Annotated in this window: 24 protein-coding genes; 22 read left to right on the top strand and 2 right to left on the bottom strand. The window is 69.8% G+C overall.

The features are described 5' to 3' along the window. The first annotated feature begins 243 nt into the window (after nt 1-243). From rpsP to OG381_RS32900, 16 genes are all read left to right on the top strand, one after another. Complete coding sequence (gene rpsP / locus OG381_RS32825) at nt 244-663, top strand: 30S ribosomal protein S16 (protein WP_046258839.1); 420 nt, start codon at nt 244-246, stop codon at nt 661-663. 2 nt (nt 664-665) lie between these two features. Continuing rightward, nucleotides 666-905: an RNA-binding protein gene (locus OG381_RS32830; protein ID WP_005479813.1), complete on the top strand. Its 240-nt coding sequence runs from the start codon at nt 666-668 to the stop codon at nt 903-905. Between the two features lie 84 nt (nt 906-989). Next, nucleotides 990-1,535 carry a ribosome maturation factor RimM gene (gene rimM / locus OG381_RS32835; protein ID WP_327719626.1) on the top strand — a complete coding sequence of 182 codons (546 nt, stop codon included), beginning with the start codon at nt 990-992 and terminating at the stop codon, nt 1,533-1,535. After that, on the top strand, nt 1,532-2,365 hold the full coding sequence (trmD, locus tag OG381_RS32840; protein ID WP_327719627.1) for a tRNA (guanosine(37)-N1)-methyltransferase TrmD: 834 nt from the start codon (nt 1,532-1,534) through the stop codon (nt 2,363-2,365). The genes rimM and trmD overlap by 4 nt, the downstream gene beginning before the upstream one ends. 133 nt (nt 2,366-2,498) lie before the next feature. After that, the gene (gene rplS, locus OG381_RS32845; protein ID WP_046258836.1) at nt 2,499-2,849 is read left to right on the top strand and encodes a 50S ribosomal protein L19; all 351 of its coding nucleotides are present in this window, start codon (nt 2,499-2,501) and stop codon (nt 2,847-2,849) included. Nucleotides 2,850-2,896: 47 nt separating this feature from the next. Next, nucleotides 2,897-3,613, top strand: a complete 717-nt coding sequence (lepB, locus tag OG381_RS32850) for a signal peptidase I (RefSeq protein WP_327719628.1) — start codon at nt 2,897-2,899, stop codon at nt 3,611-3,613. Next, nucleotides 3,606-4,700: a signal peptidase I gene (gene lepB / locus OG381_RS32855; RefSeq protein ID WP_327719629.1), complete on the top strand. Its 1,095-nt coding sequence runs from the start codon at nt 3,606-3,608 to the stop codon at nt 4,698-4,700. The genes lepB (OG381_RS32850) and lepB (OG381_RS32855) overlap by 8 nt, the downstream gene beginning before the upstream one ends. Beyond that, the gene (gene lepB / locus OG381_RS32860) at nt 4,588-5,547 is read left to right on the top strand and encodes a signal peptidase I (RefSeq protein ID WP_327719630.1); all 960 of its coding nucleotides are present in this window, start codon (nt 4,588-4,590) and stop codon (nt 5,545-5,547) included. Before lepB (OG381_RS32855) ends, lepB (OG381_RS32860) begins: the two co-directional genes overlap by 113 nt. Nucleotides 5,548-5,633: 86 nt before the next feature. Next, nucleotides 5,634-6,413 carry a signal peptidase I gene (lepB, locus tag OG381_RS32865; RefSeq protein WP_327719631.1) on the top strand — a complete coding sequence of 260 codons (780 nt, stop codon included), beginning with the start codon at nt 5,634-5,636 and terminating at the stop codon, nt 6,411-6,413. Continuing rightward, nucleotides 6,403-6,927 (top strand): NUDIX hydrolase, encoded by a 525-nt coding sequence (locus OG381_RS32870; RefSeq protein WP_327719632.1) that lies wholly within the window; start codon nt 6,403-6,405, stop codon nt 6,925-6,927. Before lepB (OG381_RS32865) ends, OG381_RS32870 begins: the two co-directional genes overlap by 11 nt. Nucleotides 6,928-6,983: 56 nt before the next feature. Beyond that, nucleotides 6,984-7,292, top strand: coding sequence for a DUF2469 domain-containing protein (locus OG381_RS32875; protein ID WP_005311352.1), 309 nt, complete (start codon nt 6,984-6,986; stop codon nt 7,290-7,292). 107 nt (nt 7,293-7,399) lie between these two features. After that, nucleotides 7,400-7,771 (top strand): YraN family protein, encoded by a 372-nt coding sequence (locus tag OG381_RS32880; RefSeq protein ID WP_327719633.1) that lies wholly within the window; start codon nt 7,400-7,402, stop codon nt 7,769-7,771. Between the two features lies 1 nt (nt 7,772). Next, nucleotides 7,773-9,398 carry a YifB family Mg chelatase-like AAA ATPase gene (locus OG381_RS32885; RefSeq protein WP_327719634.1) on the top strand — a complete coding sequence of 542 codons (1,626 nt, stop codon included), beginning with the start codon at nt 7,773-7,775 and terminating at the stop codon, nt 9,396-9,398. Further along, nucleotides 9,395-10,558 carry a DNA-processing protein DprA gene (gene dprA, locus OG381_RS32890; RefSeq protein ID WP_327719635.1) on the top strand — a complete coding sequence of 388 codons (1,164 nt, stop codon included), beginning with the start codon at nt 9,395-9,397 and terminating at the stop codon, nt 10,556-10,558. Before OG381_RS32885 ends, dprA begins: the two co-directional genes overlap by 4 nt. 283 nt (nt 10,559-10,841) lie before the next feature. Further along, entirely contained in the window at nt 10,842-11,681 is an 840-nt protein-coding gene (whiG, locus tag OG381_RS32895; protein ID WP_327719636.1) for an RNA polymerase sigma factor WhiG, read from the top strand. A 93-nt stretch (nt 11,682-11,774) separates the two neighbouring features. Next, on the top strand, nt 11,775-12,332 hold the full coding sequence (locus tag OG381_RS32900) for a TetR/AcrR family transcriptional regulator (RefSeq protein ID WP_307037166.1): 558 nt from the start codon (nt 11,775-11,777) through the stop codon (nt 12,330-12,332). A 100-nt stretch (nt 12,333-12,432) separates the two neighbouring features. Here OG381_RS32900 and OG381_RS32905 read toward each other — a convergent pair whose 3' ends face one another. After that, nucleotides 12,433-13,023, bottom strand: a complete 591-nt coding sequence (locus tag OG381_RS32905) for a murein hydrolase activator EnvC family protein (protein ID WP_327719637.1) — start codon at nt 13,021-13,023, stop codon at nt 12,433-12,435. A gap of 244 nt (nt 13,024-13,267) precedes the next feature. Between OG381_RS32905 and rpsB the strand changes: the two genes are divergently transcribed. The 5 genes from rpsB to OG381_RS32930 all read left to right on the top strand — a co-directional run bounded on the left by rpsB (nt 13,268) and on the right by OG381_RS32930 (nt 17,962). Then, nucleotides 13,268-14,221: a 30S ribosomal protein S2 gene (gene rpsB, locus OG381_RS32910; RefSeq protein ID WP_327719638.1), complete on the top strand. Its 954-nt coding sequence runs from the start codon at nt 13,268-13,270 to the stop codon at nt 14,219-14,221. 95 nt (nt 14,222-14,316) lie between these two features. Then, nucleotides 14,317-15,153, top strand: coding sequence for a translation elongation factor Ts (gene tsf, locus OG381_RS32915; RefSeq protein WP_307025353.1), 837 nt, complete (start codon nt 14,317-14,319; stop codon nt 15,151-15,153). 189 nt (nt 15,154-15,342) lie between these two features. Continuing rightward, entirely contained in the window at nt 15,343-16,101 is a 759-nt protein-coding gene (pyrH, locus tag OG381_RS32920; RefSeq protein ID WP_307025351.1) for a UMP kinase, read from the top strand. A 170-nt stretch (nt 16,102-16,271) separates the two neighbouring features. Continuing rightward, the gene (gene frr, locus OG381_RS32925; RefSeq protein ID WP_266821475.1) at nt 16,272-16,829 is read left to right on the top strand and encodes a ribosome recycling factor; all 558 of its coding nucleotides are present in this window, start codon (nt 16,272-16,274) and stop codon (nt 16,827-16,829) included. After that, nucleotides 16,829-17,962 (top strand): phosphatidate cytidylyltransferase, encoded by a 1,134-nt coding sequence (locus OG381_RS32930; RefSeq protein ID WP_327719639.1) that lies wholly within the window; start codon nt 16,829-16,831, stop codon nt 17,960-17,962. The genes frr and OG381_RS32930 overlap by 1 nt, the downstream gene beginning before the upstream one ends. Before the next feature lie 81 nt (nt 17,963-18,043). On the opposite strand, the gene OG381_RS32935 is transcribed toward OG381_RS32930, so the two are convergent. Further along, entirely contained in the window at nt 18,044-18,505 is a 462-nt protein-coding gene (locus OG381_RS32935; protein WP_327719640.1) for a hypothetical protein, read from the bottom strand. 84 nt (nt 18,506-18,589) lie between these two features. Between OG381_RS32935 and OG381_RS32940 the strand changes: the two genes are divergently transcribed. Further along, on the top strand, nt 18,590-19,123 hold the full coding sequence (locus OG381_RS32940) for an NUDIX domain-containing protein (protein ID WP_327719641.1): 534 nt from the start codon (nt 18,590-18,592) through the stop codon (nt 19,121-19,123). The last annotated feature ends 13 nt before the right edge of the window (nt 19,124-19,136 follow it).

The raw sequence follows: 19,136 nt of genomic DNA on the forward strand, positions 1-19,136 counted from the left end.
CTCGTGGGTGCCGGCACGACGCCTGGGGGCACCCTGCGCTGCCGGGTGCCCCTCAGGCGTGCCCCGCCGCGGGCTCCGTCCGACGCGACCCGCCGGGTATGGCACAATGGCTAGCTGTACTCGACAGCCGCACAGGAACCCTCTCGCCTCCGGCTGACGCGTCCATCGGGCACTCGGGTACCGCAACCCCACGCGGCAATCTCGCCGTGCCCAACCACGTCAAATCCAGGAGAACCCACTCCCGTGGCAGTCAAGATCAAGCTGAAGCGTCTGGGCAAGATCCGTTCGCCTCACTACCGCATCGTCATCGCCGACTCCCGCACCCGTCGTGACGGCCGTGCGATCGAGGAGATCGGCCTGTACCACCCGGTGCAGAACCCCTCGCGCATCGAGGTCGACTCGGAGCGCGCGCAGTACTGGCTGGGTGTCGGCGCGCAGCCGACCGAGCCCGTCCTCGCCATCCTGAAGCTGACCGGCGACTGGCAGAAGTTCAAGGGCCTGCCCGCCCCGGCTCCGCTGCTCGTGGCCGAGCCGAAGGCCACGCGCCCGGTGTTCGACGCTCTCGGTGGCGACGACGAGGGCAAGGGTGAGGCCATCACCCAGAAGAAGAAGGCTGAGAAGAAGGACGAGGCTGCCGCCGAGTCCGAGTCGACCGAGGCCTGAGCATGCTCGAGGAGGCTCTCGAGCACCTCGTGAAGGGCATCGTCGACAACCCTGACGATGTGCAGGTCGCCTCACGCGACCTGCGTCGTGGGCGAGTGCTGGAGGTCCGGGTCCACCCCGACGACCTCGGCAAGGTGATCGGTCGCAACGGCCGCACCGCACGCGCTCTGCGTACCGTCGTGGGCGCCATCGGCGGCCGTGGTGTCCGCGTCGACCTTGTCGACGTCGACCACGTCCGCTGACGCCAAACGCAGCACCGGCTCGGGCCGGGGAGGGCCACTGGGCCGTCCCCGGCCCGTAGTCGTACCTACAGGAGAACAAGCACAGTGCAGCTGGTAGTCGCTCGCATCGGCCGTGCCCACGGCATCAAGGGCGAGGTCACCGTGGAGGTCCGCACCGACGAGCCGGAGCTCAGGCTCGGGCCCGGCGCCGTACTGCTCACGGACCCCGCCTCCACCGGCCCCCTCACCATCGAGACCGGCCGCGTCCACAGCGGACGCCTCCTTCTGCGCTTCGAGGGCGTGAAGGACCGCTCCGGCGCGGAGGCCCTCCGCAACACCCTCCTGATCGCCGAGGTGGACCCGGAGGAGCTGCCCGAGGAGGAGGACGAGTACTACGACCACCAGCTGATGGACCTGGACGTGGTCACCAAGGACGGGCTGGAGGTCGGCCGGATCACCGAGATCTCGCACCTGCCCTCCCAGGACCTGTTCATCGTCGAGCGGCCCGACGGCAGTGAGGTGATGATCCCCTTCGTGGAGTCGATCGTCACCGAGATCGACCTCGAGGAGCAGCGGGCGGTGATCGACCCGCCGCCCGGGCTGATCGACGACCAGGCCGAGATCGCGTCGTCCAAGGAAGACAGCGCATGAGGCTCGACGTCGTCACGATCTTCCCCGAGTACCTCGAACCGCTGAACGTCTCCCTCGTCGGCAAGGCACGCGCGCGTGGACAGCTGAACGTCCACGTCCACGACCTGCGCGACTGGACGTACGACCGCCACAACACCGTCGACGACACCCCCTACGGCGGCGGCCCCGGCATGGTCATGAAGACCGACCCGTGGGGAGACGCGCTGGACTCCGTGCTGGCCGACGGCTATGACACGGGCTCCCACGCGCCCGCGCTCATCGTCCCCACGCCCAGCGGCCGTCCCTTCACCCAGGAACTCGCCGTGGAGCTCTCCGAGCGGCCCTGGCTGGTCTTCACGCCCGCCCGCTACGAGGGCATCGACCGCCGCGTCATCGACGAGTACGCCACCCGGATGCCCGTCTACGAGGTCTCCATCGGCGACTACGTCCTCGCCGGCGGCGAGGCGGCCGTCCTCGTCGTCACGGAGGCCGTGGCCCGGCTGCTGCCCGGTGTCCTGGGCAACGCCGAGTCCCACCGGGACGACTCCTTCGCGCCCGGGGCCATGGCGAACCTCCTGGAGGGCCCCGTCTACACCAAGCCGCCCCGCTGGCGCGGCCGGGAGATCCCGGAGACGCTGCTCAGCGGCCACCACGGCAAGATCGCCCGCTGGCGGCGCGACGAGGCGCTCAAGCGCACCTCGGCCAACCGGCCCGACCTCATCGAGCGCTGTGAGCCCAAGGCCTTCGACAAGAAGGACCGCGAGATGCTCTCCATCCTGGGCTGGGCGCCCGATCCGGCAGGGGAGCCGTACGGCCGATTTTGGCGTCGGGTCGACGACGTGGAACAATAGGTCGCTGTTGTGCGTCGTCCGGCGTGCGCCCCTGCCACAGGGGGACACGACGCCCGCCCCGGCACGGACAGCATCCTCCGATACACCTAGCTACCGCCTATGACCTGTGGCATGGGTGAAGAAAGCAGACGAAATGTCTCACCTGCTCGACTCCGTCGACAGCGCGTCGCTGCGCACCGACATCCCGGCCTTCCGCCCGGGTGACACCGTCAACGTCCACGTCCGCGTCATCGAGGGCAACCGCTCCCGTGTGCAGCAGTTCAAGGGCGTCGTCATCCGTCGCCAGGGCGCCGGTGTCCGCGAGACCTTCACGGTCCGCAAGGTCTCGTTCTCCGTCGGCGTGGAGCGCACCTTCCCGGTGCACACCCCGATCGTCGAGAAGATCGAGCTCGTGACCCGCGGTGACGTGCGTCGCGCCAAGCTGTACTACCTCCGTGAGCTGCGCGGCAAGGCCGCGAAGATCAAGGAGAAGCGCGACAACTGATCTCGCCTTCCGGGGTCCACAGAGGGGCCGGATAGCATCTGGCCCCGATGGACACCGAAGCACAGCAGACGGAGCGCGACCGCTCCTCCCGCCCTTCCGCATCCGAGGAGATCTCGGACACAGAGGGTCAGGAGGGGCGGTCGCGCTTCGCGTTGGTGTCGTGGATCACCCAGTGGCTTCCCGGCGGCCGGATCAGCGTGACCCTGTTGGTCTGCCTGCTGTTTTTGCTGTCTCTCAACGCTTTCGTGGCGCAACCGTTCCAGATTCCCAGCGGATCCATGGAAAACGGATTGAGGATCGGGGACCGGGTTCTCGTAAATAAGTTGGCGTACCGTTTCGGTGCCGAGCCGCGGCGCGGAGATGTAGTGGTGTTCGACGGAACCGGGTATTTCGGGGATGCGGACTACATCAAGCGGGTCGTGGGTGTGGGGGGAGACCACGTGGTCTGCTGCGACAAGGAGGGGAGGATCCAGGTGAACGGCCGGTCGGTCGACGAGTCGTCGTTCCTGTATCCCGGTGACTCTCCGTCCTCGGTGGACTTCGACGTCGTCGTGCCCGACGGCACCCTCTTCGTCCTCGGTGACCACCGCGGCGAGTCCAGCGACTCCCGCGACCACCTGGGCTCGCCCGGCGGCGGCATGATCCCGGTGACCGAGGTGATCGGCCGCGCCGACTGGATCGTATGGCCGACCGCGCACTGGACCCGGCTGCACCGACCCGACGCCTACGCGCGGGTGCCCGCCGCGGCAGGTGCCGATGGGTAATCGCGGCAAACCGCGCGGTGTGCCCAGCGACGCCGCCGACAACCTTCTGCCCACCGGCGTCCGGCGCGCCTCCGCTCCCTCCGGCGGTCGTACGCGCGCGGAGCGGCGCAAGCTCCAGCGGAAGGTCAAGCGGCGCCGCAGGCGCTCCGCCGCCAAGGAGATACCGCTGCTCGTCGGTGTCGCCGTGCTGATAGCCCTGGTGCTGAAGACCTTCCTCGTGCAGGCCTTCGTGATCCCGTCCGGCTCCATGGAGCAGACGATCCAGATCGGCGACCGGGTGCTGGTCGACAAGCTCACCCCGTGGTTCGGCTCCAAGCCGCAGCGCGGGGACGTCGTGGTCTTCAAGGACCCGGGCGGCTGGCTGCAGGACGAGCAGACGACGACGAAGAAGGAAGACCCCGTCGTCATCAAGCAGATCAAGGAAGGGCTCACCTTCATCGGCCTGCTGCCGTCCGACAACGAGAAGGACCTCATCAAGCGCGTCGTCGGCGTCGGCGGGGACCGGGTCAAGTGCTGTGACGCGGAAGGGCGGGTCACCGTCAACGGCGTCCCGCTCACCGAGGGCGACTACCTCTATCCCGGCAACGCACCCTCGACGCAGGAGTTCGACATCACCGTCCCGCAGGGGCGGTTGTGGGTGATGGGCGATCACCGGGCCAACTCCGCGGACTCCCGCGCACATCAGGACACTGACTACGGCGGTACGGTCTCCGAGGACTCGGTGGTGGGACGGGCGAGGGTCATCGCCTGGCCCTTCGGCCACTGGAACAGCCTCGACGAGCCGAAAACATACTCATCCATTACCGACTCGGCCGCCGCGTCGACTGCGGCTCCCCAACTGTCGCATAGGGTTGCCTCCGACGATCCGAACGGAACGATCCAGCTCCCGAGCCCTGCGGAACTCCCGCTCGTTATGGGAGTGGTGGGCCTGCGCCGTACATGGGGCAGGCGGCGGCACAGAGTAAGGAGTTGGCGTGGGGGATGTGGCGGTTGGCGCACGGTCCGGGCACGACGGCGAGGAGCACCGCGGACGCCCCGTGGACGCGCCCGACCCGGCCACGGACGACGCCGTGACCTCAGGGAGTGACTCCGCGGCGGACGAGCGGCCACAGCCCGGGGACGACGGGCCGGGCGACTCGGCCCCCAAGCAGAAGACCCAGCGCTCCTTCTGGAAGGAACTGCCGATCCTGATCGGCATCGCGCTCGTCCTGGCGCTGCTGATCAAGACGTTTCTGGTGCAGGCGTTCTCGATCCCCTCCGACTCGATGCAGAACACCCTCCAGCAGGGTGACCGCGTCCTGGTCGACAAGCTCACCCCGTGGTTCGGTTCCGAGCCCGAGCGCGGCGAGGTCGTCGTCTTCCACGACCCCGCGCAGTGGCTGGCGGGTGAGCCGACCGCCGACCCGAACGCCATCCAGACGTTCCTCAGCTGGATCGGCCTGATGCCGTCCGCCGAGGAGAAGGACCTCATCAAGCGTGTCATCGGCGTCGGCGGCGACACCGTCGAGTGCAAGGGCACCGGCCCGGTGAAGGTCAACGGCAAGGCACTGAGCGAGTCGGCGTACGTCTACCCGGGCAACACCCCGTGCACGGTCGACGACATCGGCGGCCAGTTCAAGGTCAAGGTGCCCGAGGGCTACATCTGGGTCATGGGCGACCACCGCCAGAACTCACGCGACTCGCGGTACAACCAGGACGACAAGTACCACGGCATGGTCCCGGTCGACGAGGTCGTCGGACGCGCCATCGTGAAGGCCTGGCCGCTCAACCGCTGGGGCACCCTGCCGGTCCCGGACACCTTCGACCAGGATCTGAGCGCGCGGTCCGCCGCCTCCACCGCCCTGTCGGCGGCCCCGCAGGGCCTCGCGCTCGCGGGTGTGGTGCCGGTGGTGCTGTGGCGTCGGCGCAGGATCGCGCCGGCCGAGACCCGCTGACCCAGGGAAACCTTTACGGAGCGGATGACCTTCGTCGCTGGTGAGGGGCTGACCGCGTCCGGTACCGCCGGGTAGGGTGCGGACCCATGGGTGGCGAGAGCACGACACGCACGGCCCCGCGCAGCGGAGGCACGAACACGGGCCCGGTGGGCAGCCGGACCGGACAGCGACTGTCCGGACTGGCCGTCGCGCTGGGCCTTGTGCTGTTCCTCGGCGGGTTCGCCTGGGGAGCGGTGGTCTACCGGCCGTACACCGTCCCCACCAGCTCGATGGCGCCCACCATCGACGCCGGCAACCGGGTGCTGGCCCAGCGGGTCGACGGCGGTGACATACGCCGGGGCGATGTCGTCGTCTTCACCGACAAGACCTGGGTGTCCAACGCCCCCGTGGTCAAGCGCGTGGTCGCGGTCGGCGGCGACACGGTCGCCTGCTGCACGGACGGCAAGCTGACCGTCAACGGCAAGCAGATCGACGAGCCGTATCTGCCCGCGGGCAGCGCGGCCGAGTGGAAGACCATCCCGTCCGTGACGGTCCCCGAGGGACGTCTGTTCCTGCTGGGTGACGAGCGGCAGGGCTCCCTGGACTCCAGCGCCCATCTGACGGACGCCGCCAGCGGCACGGTCGCGCGGTCCGCCGTGACGGCCCGGGTGGACGCCGTCGTCTGGCCGATGAACGGCATGCTGAAGGAACCGACCGGCTTCGAGAAGCTCGGTGCGCTCTCCCCGCCGGGCCCGCTGCGGACCATCACGATCCTGATCGTGGCCGGTGCGGTGCTCGTCCTCGGCGGCGGCGCCTACGGCCCGGTCGCCAATCTGCTGGGCCGCGGCCGTTCCCGGACCCGGACGGAGCCCGTGGGTGCCCGCTGAGGCTTCGGCGGACACCTACCAGGGCGGATTGCGCAAGGTCGCCAGAGTGGTGCTGCTCGACCCGGACGACCGCATCCTCCTGCTGCACGGCCATGAGCCGGACGATCCGGCGAACGACTGGTGGTTCACCCCGGGCGGCGGGATCGAGGGCGAGGAGACTCGTGAACAGGCCGCTCTGCGGGAACTCGAGGAGGAGACCGGCATCACCGAGGTGGAACTCGGTCCGGTGCTGTGGCGACGGATGTGCTCCTTCCCGTTCGCGGGCCGTCGGTGGGACCAGGACGAGTGGTATTACTTGGCCCGGACCGCCAGGACGTCGGATGTGGTGCCCGGGGCCGTGGCGCTGACCGAGCTGGAACGACGCAGCGTCGCCGGAGCGCGCTGGTGGACGTGTCAGGAACTGACCCAGGCACATGAGACGGTGTATCCGACCAGACTCGCCGGGCTGCTCCGCAGGCTGCTCGACGAAGGTCCCCCGGCCACGCCCGTGACCCTCGACCCCGAAATCGTCTAGGGGCTGACGGGACTGGCGCACAATGGTGGGACCGCACGGCTGAAGGGGAACATGCCATGAGCGCCGAGGACCTCGAGAAGTACGAGACCGAGATGGAGCTGAAGCTCTATCGGGAGTACCGCGATGTCGTCGGTCTGTTCAAGTACGTGATCGAGACCGAGCGGCGCTTCTATCTGACCAATGACTACGAGATGCAGGTGCACTCGGTCCAGGGTGAGGTGTTCTTCGAGGTGTCGATGGCGGATGCATGGGTGTGGGACATGTATCGGCCGGCTCGGTTCGTGAAACAGGTGCGAGTGCTCACGTTCAAGGACGTGAACATCGAGGAGCTCAACAAGAGCGATCTGGAGCTCCCGGGCAGCTGACGTTGCCCCATCGGGGTGACGGAGTTTTCCACAACCACTGAGTAGCCCACCAAGATCAACTTGGTGGGCCGCTGTGCGTGACGGTTGGCGCCGGAGGTGGTGCCGACATGAACACACATCAGGCACGCAGTGCACTGGGAAAGTACGGCGAGACGCTGGCCGCGCGGCAGCTGGCGGCAGCGGGGATGACGGTCCTGGAGCGCAACTGGCGCTGTGGCAGGACCGGTGAGATCGACATCGTGGCGCGGGACGGGGACGTCCTGGTCGTCTGCGAGGTCAAGACACGCCGGACGGGTGCCTTCGAGCATCCGATGGCAGCCGTCACCCCTGAGAAGGCGGAGCGGCTGCGAGGTCTCGCCGCCTGCTGGATCCACGCCCACGGAGGAGCACCGCCGGGCGGGGTCCGCATCGACCTCGTGGGCGTCGTCCTCCCGAACCGCGGCGCACCCGTCGTCGAGCACGCGCGAGGGGTGGCCTGACATGGGGTTCGCTCGTACGTGCTCGGTGGCGCTGGTGGGCGTCGAGGGCGTGGTCGTGGAGGTCCAGGCGGATCTGGAGCCGGGGGTGGCGGCGTTCACGTTGGTGGGGCTGCCGGACAAGAGTCTTACGGAGAGCAAGGACCGGGTTCGCGCGGCGGTCGTGAACTCGGGTGTCGGGTGGCCGCAGAAGAAGCTGACGGTGGGGCTCAGCCCGGCGTCGGTGCCGAAAGCCGGCTCGGGCTTCGATCTCGCCATCGCGTGTGCCGTGCTCGGCGCCGCGGAGCGGATCGACCCACGGGTGCTCGCCGACATCGTGATGATCGGAGAGCTGGGCCTCGACGGACGTGTACGTCCGGTCCGGGGCATCCTGCCGGCGGTGCTGGCCGCCGCGGACGCGGGCTATGAGCAGGTCGTCGTGCCGGAGTGTGCCGCGGTCGAGGCCTCGCTGGTGCCTGGTGTCTCCGTGCTGGGTGTGCGCAGTCTGCGACAGCTGATCGCGGTCCTCGCGGACGAGCCGGTCCCCGACGAGGAGCCGGACGAGCCGGGCCGCCCCGACCCGCTCATGGCGGGCCTGCGGATGCCGGGCACCGGCGCCGCCACGGGGATGCACAGCATGGGCGCCGCACAGCAGGACTACGGCCACGACCTCGCCGACGTCGTGGGCCAGCGCTCGGCCCGTACGGCGGTGGAGGTCTCGGCGGCCGGCGGCCACCATCTCTTCCTCCAGGGGCCGCCAGGCGCCGGCAAGACCATGCTCGCGGAGCGGCTGCCCGCCGTCCTGCCCCGGCTGACCCGCGAGGAGTCCCTCCAGGTCACGGCGGTGCACTCGGTGGCGGGTCTGCTGCCGCCGGGCAAACCGCTGATCGACGTCGCGCCCTACTGCGCCCCGCACCACTCGGCCACCATGCAGGCGCTCGTCGGAGGCGGCCCGAGCATCGCCCGGCCCGGCGCGGTGTCCCTGTCCCACCGGGGGGTCCTCTTCCTGGACGAGACCCCGGAGTTCAGCAGTCAGGCCCTGGACGCGCTGCGGCAGCCCTTGGAGGCGGGCCATGTGGTGATCGCCCGCAGCGCGGGTGTCGTACGGTTCCCGGCGAAGTTCCTGATGGTGCTGGCGGCCAACCCGTGCCCCTGCGGACGCTTCTCGCAGACCGACGACTTCTGCGAATGCCCGCCCTCGGCGATCCGCCGGTACCAGGCCCGGCTCTCCGGCCCGCTGCTCGACCGGGTCGACCTGCGGGTGGAGGTGGACCGCGTCACCCGGGCCCAGCTCACCGAGCGCGGGGCCCGGGGCGAGTCGACCGCGACCGTGGCCGACCGGGTACGGGCGGCCAGGGAGCGGGCCGCGGCCCGTCTCACCGGCACCCCGTGGCGGACCAACAGCGAAGTGCCGGGCCGTGAGCTGCGCAGCCGCTGGCACGCGGTGCCCGGCGCGATGGACGAGGCCGAGCGCAACCTCGAACGCGGCGTCCTGACGGCCCGCGGACTCGACCGTGTCCTGCGCGTCGCCTGGACCGTCGCCGACCTGATCGGACACGACCGCCCCGACGCGACCGACGTCGCCCTCGCGCTGCAACTGCGCACCGGGGTCCCCAGGGGCGTACCGATGGCCATCGGAGCGCTGACGTGAACGCGGGCCAGGACCCGGACGGCGAACTCCTCGCCCGGGTCTTCCTCACCCGGGTCGTCGAACCCGGTGACGAGGTCGCCGGGCGGTGGGTGCGGGAGTTCGGGGCGTGTGAGGTGGCCCGGCGGGTGCGGGAGGGGCAGGAGGTCTCGCTGCCGGGGGTGACCGGGAAGCGGTGGGGCGGGCTGGTGGCTCGGGGGAGGGCCGCCGAGCCGGATGCCGATCTGCGGATCGCGCGGGACTGCGGGGTGCGGTTCGTGTGTCCCGGGGACGCCGAGTGGCCCGGGCAGCTCGACGACCTCGGTGACGCGCGGCCGCTGGGGCTGTGGGTGCGCGGGGCGCCCAGTCTGCGGATGTGGGCGCTCAGGTCGGTCGCCGTCGTGGGCGCCCGGGCGTGCACCGAGTACGGGGCCCACATGGCGGCCACCCTCGCGTGCGGTCTCGCCGAGCGCGGGTGGGTCGTCGTGTCCGGCGGAGCCTACGGAGTCGACGGCGCCGCACACCGCGGTGCCCTCGGCGCCGGCGGGGCCACCGTCGCCGTGCTGGCCTGCGGGGTCGACCGGCCCTACCCGCCGGGGCACACCGAGTTGATCACCAGGATCGCGGAACAGGGCCTGGTGGTCGGGGAGTTGCCGCCCGGCGATCATCCGACGCCGAGCAGATTCGTGCTGCGGAACCGGGTGATCGCCGCGCTGACCCGAGGGACCGTGGTGGTCGAGGCCGCCTATCGGAGCGGTTCCCTCGTCACCGCGCGGGCGGCGCAGCGGCTCGGCCGGCACACCATGGGCGTGCCCGGGCCGGCCACCAGCGGACTCTCCGCCGGGGTGCACGAGCTGCTGCGCGGGGACGCGGTGCTCGTCACGGATGCCGAGGAAGTCGTCGAGCTGGTCGGCGACATGGGAGAGCTCGCCCCGGACCGGAGAGGACCCGTCCTGCCGCGCGATCTGCTCACACCGGGCGCCCGGCGGGTCCTGGCCGCGCTGCCGTCACGCGGCGCGGCGACCGCGGCCGAGGTCGGAAGCGGTGCGCAGACGACGCGGGACGACGCGATCGCGAGACTGTACGAGCTCCGATCACTTGGTTACGTCGAACGACACGGCGACGGCTGGAAGTTGACACGCCAGGCGATGATCTCCGTCCGGGACGGTCGGAGTCGATGCTGACCGAGCGTGTTCGGCCGTCCGGGGGAACCCCGACAGCCTTGGGAATTCCCGCAGTTGACCTCGCCGCCCGGTCACGCAGAGCTACTGCCGTGACCCGGCGGGGCGGTCAAAGGAACGTATCTGCGCACAGCTTCCGCCACGCACTTCGCACACCGCGACACTCCAGTCACGCTACGCTCACGGGGATTCCGGCACAGACCGGCACCTCGGCATCGAACTCGACATCAGGCAGACAGCTCACCCAGGCACACCTCATTCACGGCAGAACGGCACAAGGCGACGAATGCCCCAGCACACCTCCGGGTCCGACCGGGCGGCGATCCCCCCAGCCGCCCGCGACGGTAGCGTGCGGCCGCCCGCTCCCTCGACACTCGACGAACTGTGGCGTTCGTACAAGGGGACGGGCGACGAGCAGCTGCGGGAGCAGCTGATCCTGCACTACTCGCCGCTGGTGAAGTACGTGGCGGGCCGGGTGAGCGTGGGGCTGCCGCCCAATGTCGAGCAAGCCGACTTCGTGTCCTCCGGGGTCTTCGGGCTCATCGACGCGATCGAGAAGTTCGACATCGACCGGGAGATCAAGTTCGAGACGTACGCGATCACGCGGATCCGGGGCGCGATGATCGACGAGCTCCGGGCGCTGGACTGGATTCCGCGCTCGGTGCGGCAGAAGGCGCGCAACGTCGAGCGGGCGTACGCGACGCTGGAAGCGCGGCTGAGGCGGACGCCCAGCGAGGGCGAGGTGGCCTCCGAGATGGGGATCGCGGTGGACGAACTCCACGCGGTCTTCAGCCAGTTGTCGCTGGCGAACGTGGTGGCACTGGAGGAGCTGCTGCATGTCGGGGGCGAGGGCGGGGACGGGCTCAGCGTCATGGACACGCTGGAGGACACCGCCGCCGACAATCCGGTCGAGGTGGCCGAGGACCGGGAGCTCAGACGGTTCCTGGCGCGGGCCATCAACACGCTGCCCGAGCGGGAGAAGACCGTGGTCACCCTCTACTACTACGAGGGGCTCACGCTCGCGGAGATCGGGAACGTGCTGGGTGTGACCGAGAGTCGGGTCAGCCAGATCCACACCAAGTCGGTGCTGCAACTGCGCGCGAAACTGGCCAGCTTCGGCCGCTGACCTGGCCGAATGACAAGCGCCGGGACGAGTGACTCCCGTCGGGCGTGGTGCGTCCGTAAAGTGGACGACGTGCCAAGGATTCGAGCGGCCTCCGTGGCCGAGCACCGGTCGATGCAGCGAGCCGCCCTGCTGGACGCGGCTCGGTCGTTGCTGTCCGAGGGCGGGACGGAGGCGCTGACGTTTCCGGCTCTCGCCGAGCGGACGGGGCTGGCGCGGTCGTCCGTGTACGAGTACTTCCGGTCGCGGGCCGCGGTGGTCGAGGAACTGTGCGAGGTCGACTTCCCGGTCTGGGCCGCGGAGGTCTCGGCGGCGATGGCCGCGGCCGAGGGGCCTGAGGCGAAGGTCGAGGCGTATGTGCGCCGGCAGCTGGCCCTGGTCGGGGACCGGCGGCACCGGGCTGTCGTGGCCATCTCGGCCAGTGAGCTGGATGCGGGGGCCCGGGAGAAGATCCGGGCCGCGCACGGTGGCCTCGTGGCGATGATCGGGCAGGCGCTCGGGGAGATGGGGCACTCGGAACCCCGGCTCGCCGCGATGTTGCTGCAAGGGGTCGTGGACGCGGCTGTGCGGCGGATCGAGCTGGGGATGGCGGAGGATCCTTCGGCCATCACGGACGCCGCTGTGGCCATGGCCCTGCGGGGCGTTCGGGGCTGAGGCGCGTGGGGCTGCCGTAGGGGCGGGGACCGTGCCCGTGCTCGCGGAGTGCCGTCTGCGCCCACCTGTGCCGTCTCGGGCAGCATCGCGTGCCCGTTGGCTAGGTGACCGAAGGAGGCAGCGGCACCCCAAGTACCGGCAGGAGCCTCGACGGGCCCCTGTGCAGCAGCCACGGTGGCAGCAGTGACAGCGGGTCCAGGTAGACCTCCTCTTTCCGCAGGCCCCAGTGCAGGCACGGAGCCGTGCAGTGCGAGCCCGTCGCCGCCACCGTGCCGAGCACCTCGCCGGGCGCCACCTCGTCCCCCTTCCCGACCGACGCCGTCACCGGTTCGTACGTCGTACGCAAATCCGTGCCGGCGAGTTCCACCGAGACCACGCCCTTGCCGGCCACCCGCCCCGCGTACAGCACCCGCCCCGCCGCCACCGCTCGTACAGGTGTGCCCGGTGCGGCCGCGAGGTCCACGCCCCGGTGACCGCGGCTGTACGCCGTCGCCGGGGGCTCCCAGCCCCGTAGGACCGAGGGACGCACCCCCACCGGCCAGGCGCGGCCGATGGCCGGAACCGAAGGGTCCGGGGCGGCCGGCGGAGGCGGGGCCGGGTCACCCGACACCGGGCCCGCGGCCAGCACCGTCAGCACCAGGGCCAGCAGCAACCCCGGGCCGCCCCCGCTCACACATCGCATCGCTCGCATGCCGCAAGCCTGCGGGAAAGCCGTGATCACGGCCGGGGGCTGTGGACCGCGCCGCGGTTGTGGACATCGGCGTCACCCGGTACCCCGCGGGTCCCGTACACTTCTACTGGCGATCCGGGTCACCGGGTCGACTTCGCACGCCCCGACACGGCGGCCGGCAACGGTCCCGGTCAGCGCCCCTCGGTCCTTAGCGGCACGGCGCATGTGGGCGTCAGGACATAACCGAGAAACAAGGAGAACGGCCATGGCCGTCGTCACGATGCGGGAGCTGCTGGAAAGCGGCGTCCACTTCGGTCACCAGACCCGTCGTTGGAACCCGAAGATGAAGCGATTCATCTTCACGGAGCGCAACGGCATCTACATCATCGACCTGCTCCAGTCGCTGTCGTACATCGACCGCGCCTACGAGTTCGTCAAGGAGACCGTCGCCCACGGCGGCACGGTCATGTTCGTCGGTACGAAGAAGCAGGCGCAGGAGGCCATCGCCGAGCAGGCGACGCGCGTCGGCATGCCCTACGTCAACCAGCGCTGGCTGGGCGGCATGCTCACCAACTTCTCGACCGTCTACAAGCGCCTGCAGCGCCTGAAGGAGCTCGAGCAGATCGACTTCGAGGATGTGGCCGCGTCCGGCCTCACCAAGAAGGAGCTCCTGGTCCTCTCGCGTGAGAAGGCCAAGCTCGAGAAGACCCTCGGTGGTATCCGCGAGATGTCCAAGGTTCCCAGCGCCGTCTGGATCGTGGACACCAAGAAGGAGCACATCGCGGTCGGTGAGGCCCGGAAGCTCAACATCCCGGTCGTCGCCATCCTCGACACCAACTGCGACCCCGACGAGGTCGACTACAAGATCCCGGGCAACGACGACGCGATCCGCTCCGTCACCTTGCTCACCCGCGTGATCGCCGACGCCGTCGCCGAGGGACTCATCTCCCGCTCCGGCGTCGCCACCGGCGACAAGGGTGACAAGGGTGCGGGCGAGCCGCTCGCCGCGTGGGAGCGCGACCTGCTCGAGGGCGAGAAGAAGGCCGAGGAGGCCCCGGCCGCCGACGCTCCGGCCGCTGCTGAGGCGCCGGCCGAGGCTGCTGCCGAGGCCCCCGCCGCCGAAGAGGCCGCCGCCCCCGCCGCCGACGAGGCGCCCGCTGCCGAGGCGCCCGCCGAGGCCGCTGCCGAGGCTCCGGCCGCCGAGGCCGAGCAGGCCTGACCCCTCACCCCTTCGGGTCTTTTGACGGCGGGGGCCGACCAGCCCCCGCCGTCAAGCCCGTAGATCTTCAGACTTCGAGAGAGATTCCAGGAATCATGGCGAACTACACCGCCGCCGACGTCAAGAAGCTCCGCGAGCTCACCGGCGCCGGCATGATGGACTGCAAGAAGGCCCTGGACGAGGCCGAAGGCGATGTCGACAAGGCCGTAGAGGCCCTGCGCATCAAGGGCCAGAAGGGCGTCGCCAAGCGCGAGGGCCGCTCCGCCGAGAACGGCGCCGTGGTCTCCCTCATCGCCGACGACAACACCTCCGGTGTCCTGGTCGAGCTGAAGTGCGAGACGGACTTCGTCGCCAAGGGCGAGAAGTTCCAGGCCGTCGCCACCGCGATCGCCGAGCACGTCGCCGCCACCTCCCCGGCGGACCTCCAGGCCCTGCTCGCCTCCGAGATCGAGGCCGGCAAGACCGTCCAGGCGTACGTGGACGAGGCCAACGCCAACCTCGGTGAGAAGATCGTCCTGGACCGCTTCGCGCAGTTCGCCGACGGTTTCGTCTTCTCCTACATGCACCGCACCATGCCCGACCTGCCCCCGCAGATCGGTGTCCTGGTCGAGCTCGACAAGGCCGACGCCGACCTGGCCAAGGGTGTCGCCCAGCACATCGCCGCCTTCGCGCCGAAGTACCTCTCCAAGGAGGACGTGCCGGCCGAGGTCGTCGAGTCCGAGCGTCGCGTCGCCGAGGAGACCACCCGCGCCGAGGGCAAGCCCGAGGCCGCCCTGCCGAAGATCGTCGAGGGTCGCCTCAACGGCTTCTTCAAGGACGCCACGCTGCTCGGCCAGCCGTACGCGCTCGACAACAAGAAGTCCGTCCAGAAGGTTCTGGACGAGGCCGGTGTCACCCTGAAGCGCTTCACGCGTATCAAGGTCGGCATCTGAGTCCGTACCGCGTGCGACGTCCGACCCCGATAGGGTCGGAGACAGTCGTCCGGTACGCCGCCACGCACGCGCGCGGCGGACGACAGCAGATCTGACGAGGAGGCCATTGCCGCGCATGGGATACGAACCAGTTCCCATCGGCAATGGCCTTCTTCGTATGTGCGACCCCTTGAAAGAGGCGAGAATCCGATGACCACCAAGGCCCAGAAGAGCGACGACGGCAAAGTGAGCGGCCGGTTTCTGCTGAAGCTGTCCGGAGAGGCCTTCTCCGGCGGTGGGGGCCTGGGCGTGGACCCGGACGTGGTGCACAAGATCGCCCGCGAGATCGCGGCAGTCGTGCGCGACGGCGCGGAGGTCGCGGTCGTCATCGGCGGCGGCAACTTCTTCCGCGGCGCCGAACTCCAGCAGCGCGGCATGGACCGCGCCCGCTCCGACTACATGGGCATGCTCGGCACCGTGATGAACTGCCTCGCCCTCCAGGACTTCCTGGAGAAGGAGGGCATCGACAGCCGCGTGCAGACCGCCATCACCATGGGGCAGGTCGCCGAGCCGTACATCCCGCTGCGCGCCGTGCGCCACCTGGAGAAGGGCCGCGTGGTCATCTTCGGCGCCGGTATGGGCATGCCGTACTTCTCCACCGACACCACCGCCGCCCAGCGCGCCCTGGAGATCGACGCCCAGGCGCTACTCATGGGCAAGAACGGCGTGGACGGGGTCTACGACTCCGACCCGAAGGCCAACCCCGAGGCCGTCAAGTTCGACTCGCTCAGCTACGGCGAGGTCATCACCCGCGACCTCAAGGTCGCCGACATGACCGCCATCACGCTGTGCCGCGACAACAAGCTCCCGATCCTCGTCTTCGAGCTCCTGGCAGAGGGCAATATCGCCCGCGCCGTCAAGGGTGAGAAGATCGGCACGCTCGTGGGTGACCAGGGCAGCCGGGACTGACGATCCGGCAACCAACCCGTCCGGGGGACGGACGGGACGGACCCTGACCGGGGGATGGACAATGTCCTGCCGGTCGGGAACCGTGCAGGAAGAAGACGCGACGCAGCCGGCCGCCGCCCCTCACCAAGGAACCGCAGCCGGGCCTCACTCAAGACACGCAGGAGCAAGTGGTGATCGAAGAGACCCTCCTCGAGGCCGAGGAGAAGATGGAGAAGGCCGTCGTGGTCGCCAAGGAGGACTTCGCCGCGATCCGCACCGGTCGTGCGCACCCGGCGATGTTCAACAAGATCGTGGCCGACTATTACGGTGCGCCGACGCCGATCAACCAGCTGGCTTCGTTCTCCGTGCCGGAGCCGCGCATGGCCGTGGTGACCCCGTTCGACAAGAGCGCGCTGCGCAACATCGAACAGGCGATCCGCGACTCCGACCTGGGCGTCAATCCGAGCAATGACGGCAACATCATCCGTGTGGTGTTCCCCGAGCTGACCGAGGAGCGCCGCCGCGACTACATCAAGGTCGCCAAGGCCAAGGCGGAGGACTCCCGTGTGTCCATCCGTTCGGTCCGCCGCAAGGCCAAGGACGCGATCGACAAGCTCGTCAAGGACGGCGAGGTCGGCGAGGACGAGGGCCGCCGTGCGGAGAAGGAGCTCGACGACGCCACGCACAAGTACGTCGCCCAGGTGGACGAGCTCCTGAAGCACAAGGAAGCGGAGCTGCTCGAGGTCTGATGAACGACTCTTCCTGGGGAGCGCCGCCACAAGCCGGGTACTGGGGGCCGTCCGACCAGGGGCCTGTCCAGGGGGCTGCCCCGGCGGGTCCCGCGTACGATGCGCCTGAGGCGCAGCACACTCGCCCCATGCCCATCGTGCCTGACGGACCTGACGTGCCCCGATACGGCGACGACCAGGATGACGACCGGGGGGCCGCTCGGCTGAGCGGCCCCTTGTTCCGCGACGAGACCACGTCGGCGCAGCCCCGTGCGGCGGCGCCGCAGAATCCGGAGCCCATGCCCGACGCCCCGCAGCCGGCTCCCGCGCCGCAGAAGAAGAGCGCGGGGCGGGATCTGGGTGCGGCCATAGGGGTCGGCGTCGGACTCGGTGCGGTGATCGTCGCGTCCTTGTTCGTCGTCAAGGCCGCCTTCGTCGGCGTCATAACGGTCGCCGTCGTCGTCGGTCTGTGGGAGCTGACGTCCCGGCTCGAGGAGCGCAAGGGCATCAAGGCGCCCCTCGTGCCGCTCGCGGTCGGCGGTGCGGCCATGGTCGTCGCCGGGTACGTCCGGGGCGCCGAGGGTGCCTGGGTGGCGATGGCACTCACCGCGCTGGCCGTCCTGGTCTGGCGGATGACCGAGCCGCCCGAGGGCTATCTGAAGGACGTCACCGCGGGGGTCTTCGCGGCGTTCTACGTGCCGTTCCTGGCGACGTTCGTCGCGATGATGCTCACCGCGGACGACGGCGCGTTCCGTGTCATGACGTTCCTGGTCCTGACGGTCGTCAGCGACACCGGGGCGTACGCGGTCGGCTGGCGCTTCGGCCGGCACAAGCTCGCGCCGCGCATCAGCCCCGGCAAGACCCGCGAGGGCCTGCTCGGCGCGGTGTCGTTCGCGATGGTCGCGGGCGCGCTGTGCATGCATTTCCTGATCGACGACGGCATCTGGTGGCAGGGCCTGCTGCTGGGCCTCGCGGTCGCCGCCAGCGCCACGCTCGGCGACCTCGGCGAGTCGATGATCAAGCGGGACCTCGGCATCAAGGACATGGGCACGCTGCTGCCGGGCCATGGCGGCATCATGGACCGGCTGGACTCGCTGCTGCCGACGGCGCCGGTGGTGTGGCTGCTGCTGGTGCTGTTCGTCGGGTCCGGCTGATCGCTTCCGGCTGACCGGTTCGGCTGTTCGTTTCCGTACAGGGAGAAGCCCTCGCTTCGGCGGGGGCTTCTCCGCGTCCGCCTAGGACGCGCAGACGTCCTTGAGCTCGTTCGCGGCGGCGTCGATCCGGCTGCTGTCCGGGTCGGTGTCGCCGTCGAGGACGGACCTGTTGTAGTCCTGGATGGCCTGGTTCAGGTCGTCGACCGCCTTGTCGACCTCGCCGTCGTCCGTGTCATTGTTGATCTTGTCGAGGTTCTTCTCGATGGTCTCGATGGATTCCTCGGTCCTCGACGGGTCCTTCGCCGCGTCCCGGCCCGCCTCGTGGATCGCCCTGAGACCGTCGGCGATCGTGTCGGCGTTGGTGAGACAGTCGAGCGCGTCGTCGGTGTTCTCGCAGCCGGTGAGGAGCCCGGCGGTCAGGGTGACGGCGGCGACGGTGGTGGCGAGGGCGGCGATACGGCGTCCGCGTCGTCGGTTGGCGGCCATGGAACGGGTCCCCTCCTGGAAGGCACAGGGCGCTGCTGCGATCTGTGTGCCGTCCACGATTCCGCCGTAGGGTCCCCTGCTACGAGGCAGCTGCCTCCCGTATGGGTGGTGGAGCGGGCTACACCGTGAAGGGCGGGGCGTATGCGGGTGCCGGACAGCCTGGAACGGCTGCGGGAGTGGCTGGAGCACTACGGGATTCCCCACGAGTCGTGGGGGACCGCCGGGACCAAGTCCGTCCAGCACCTGTGGGACGAGATCGAGGCGGGGGAGACGACCCTGGACTCCGAGCCACCGCTGCGCCGCGTCACCGTGGTCTCCCTGCGCGTCCGGCAGGGCGGCAAGGAGCTCGTGGAGATCGCGCAGCTGATGGCCGACGGGACCTGGCGCTCCAGGAACGAGGCCCCCGCCGAGAAGATGAAGCCCGGCGAGGACGCGGCGGACACGGCGCGGCGGTGCGTGGCCGAGGAACTCGGAGTCGAAGGCCCCGGCGTCGTCGTGGGCTCCGTGTCCGAACGGCGTCAGCGCCGGGACTCCTCCCCGTCGTATCCGGGTCTGGCGTCCGAATACGTCTTCCACGACATCGAGGTCCAGGTGCCGGGTCTGTCTGCGGGGAACTTCTGGACCCGGGAGGCCGGCGACGGGGTCGTTTCCGCCCATCTCTGGGCGTGGCGGTAGCCGACTGGGGCAC

Origin of the sequence: Streptomyces sp. NBC_00490 (assembly GCF_036013645.1) — a bacterium.
Taxonomy (GTDB): domain Bacteria; phylum Actinomycetota; class Actinomycetes; order Streptomycetales; family Streptomycetaceae; genus Streptomyces; species Streptomyces canus_F.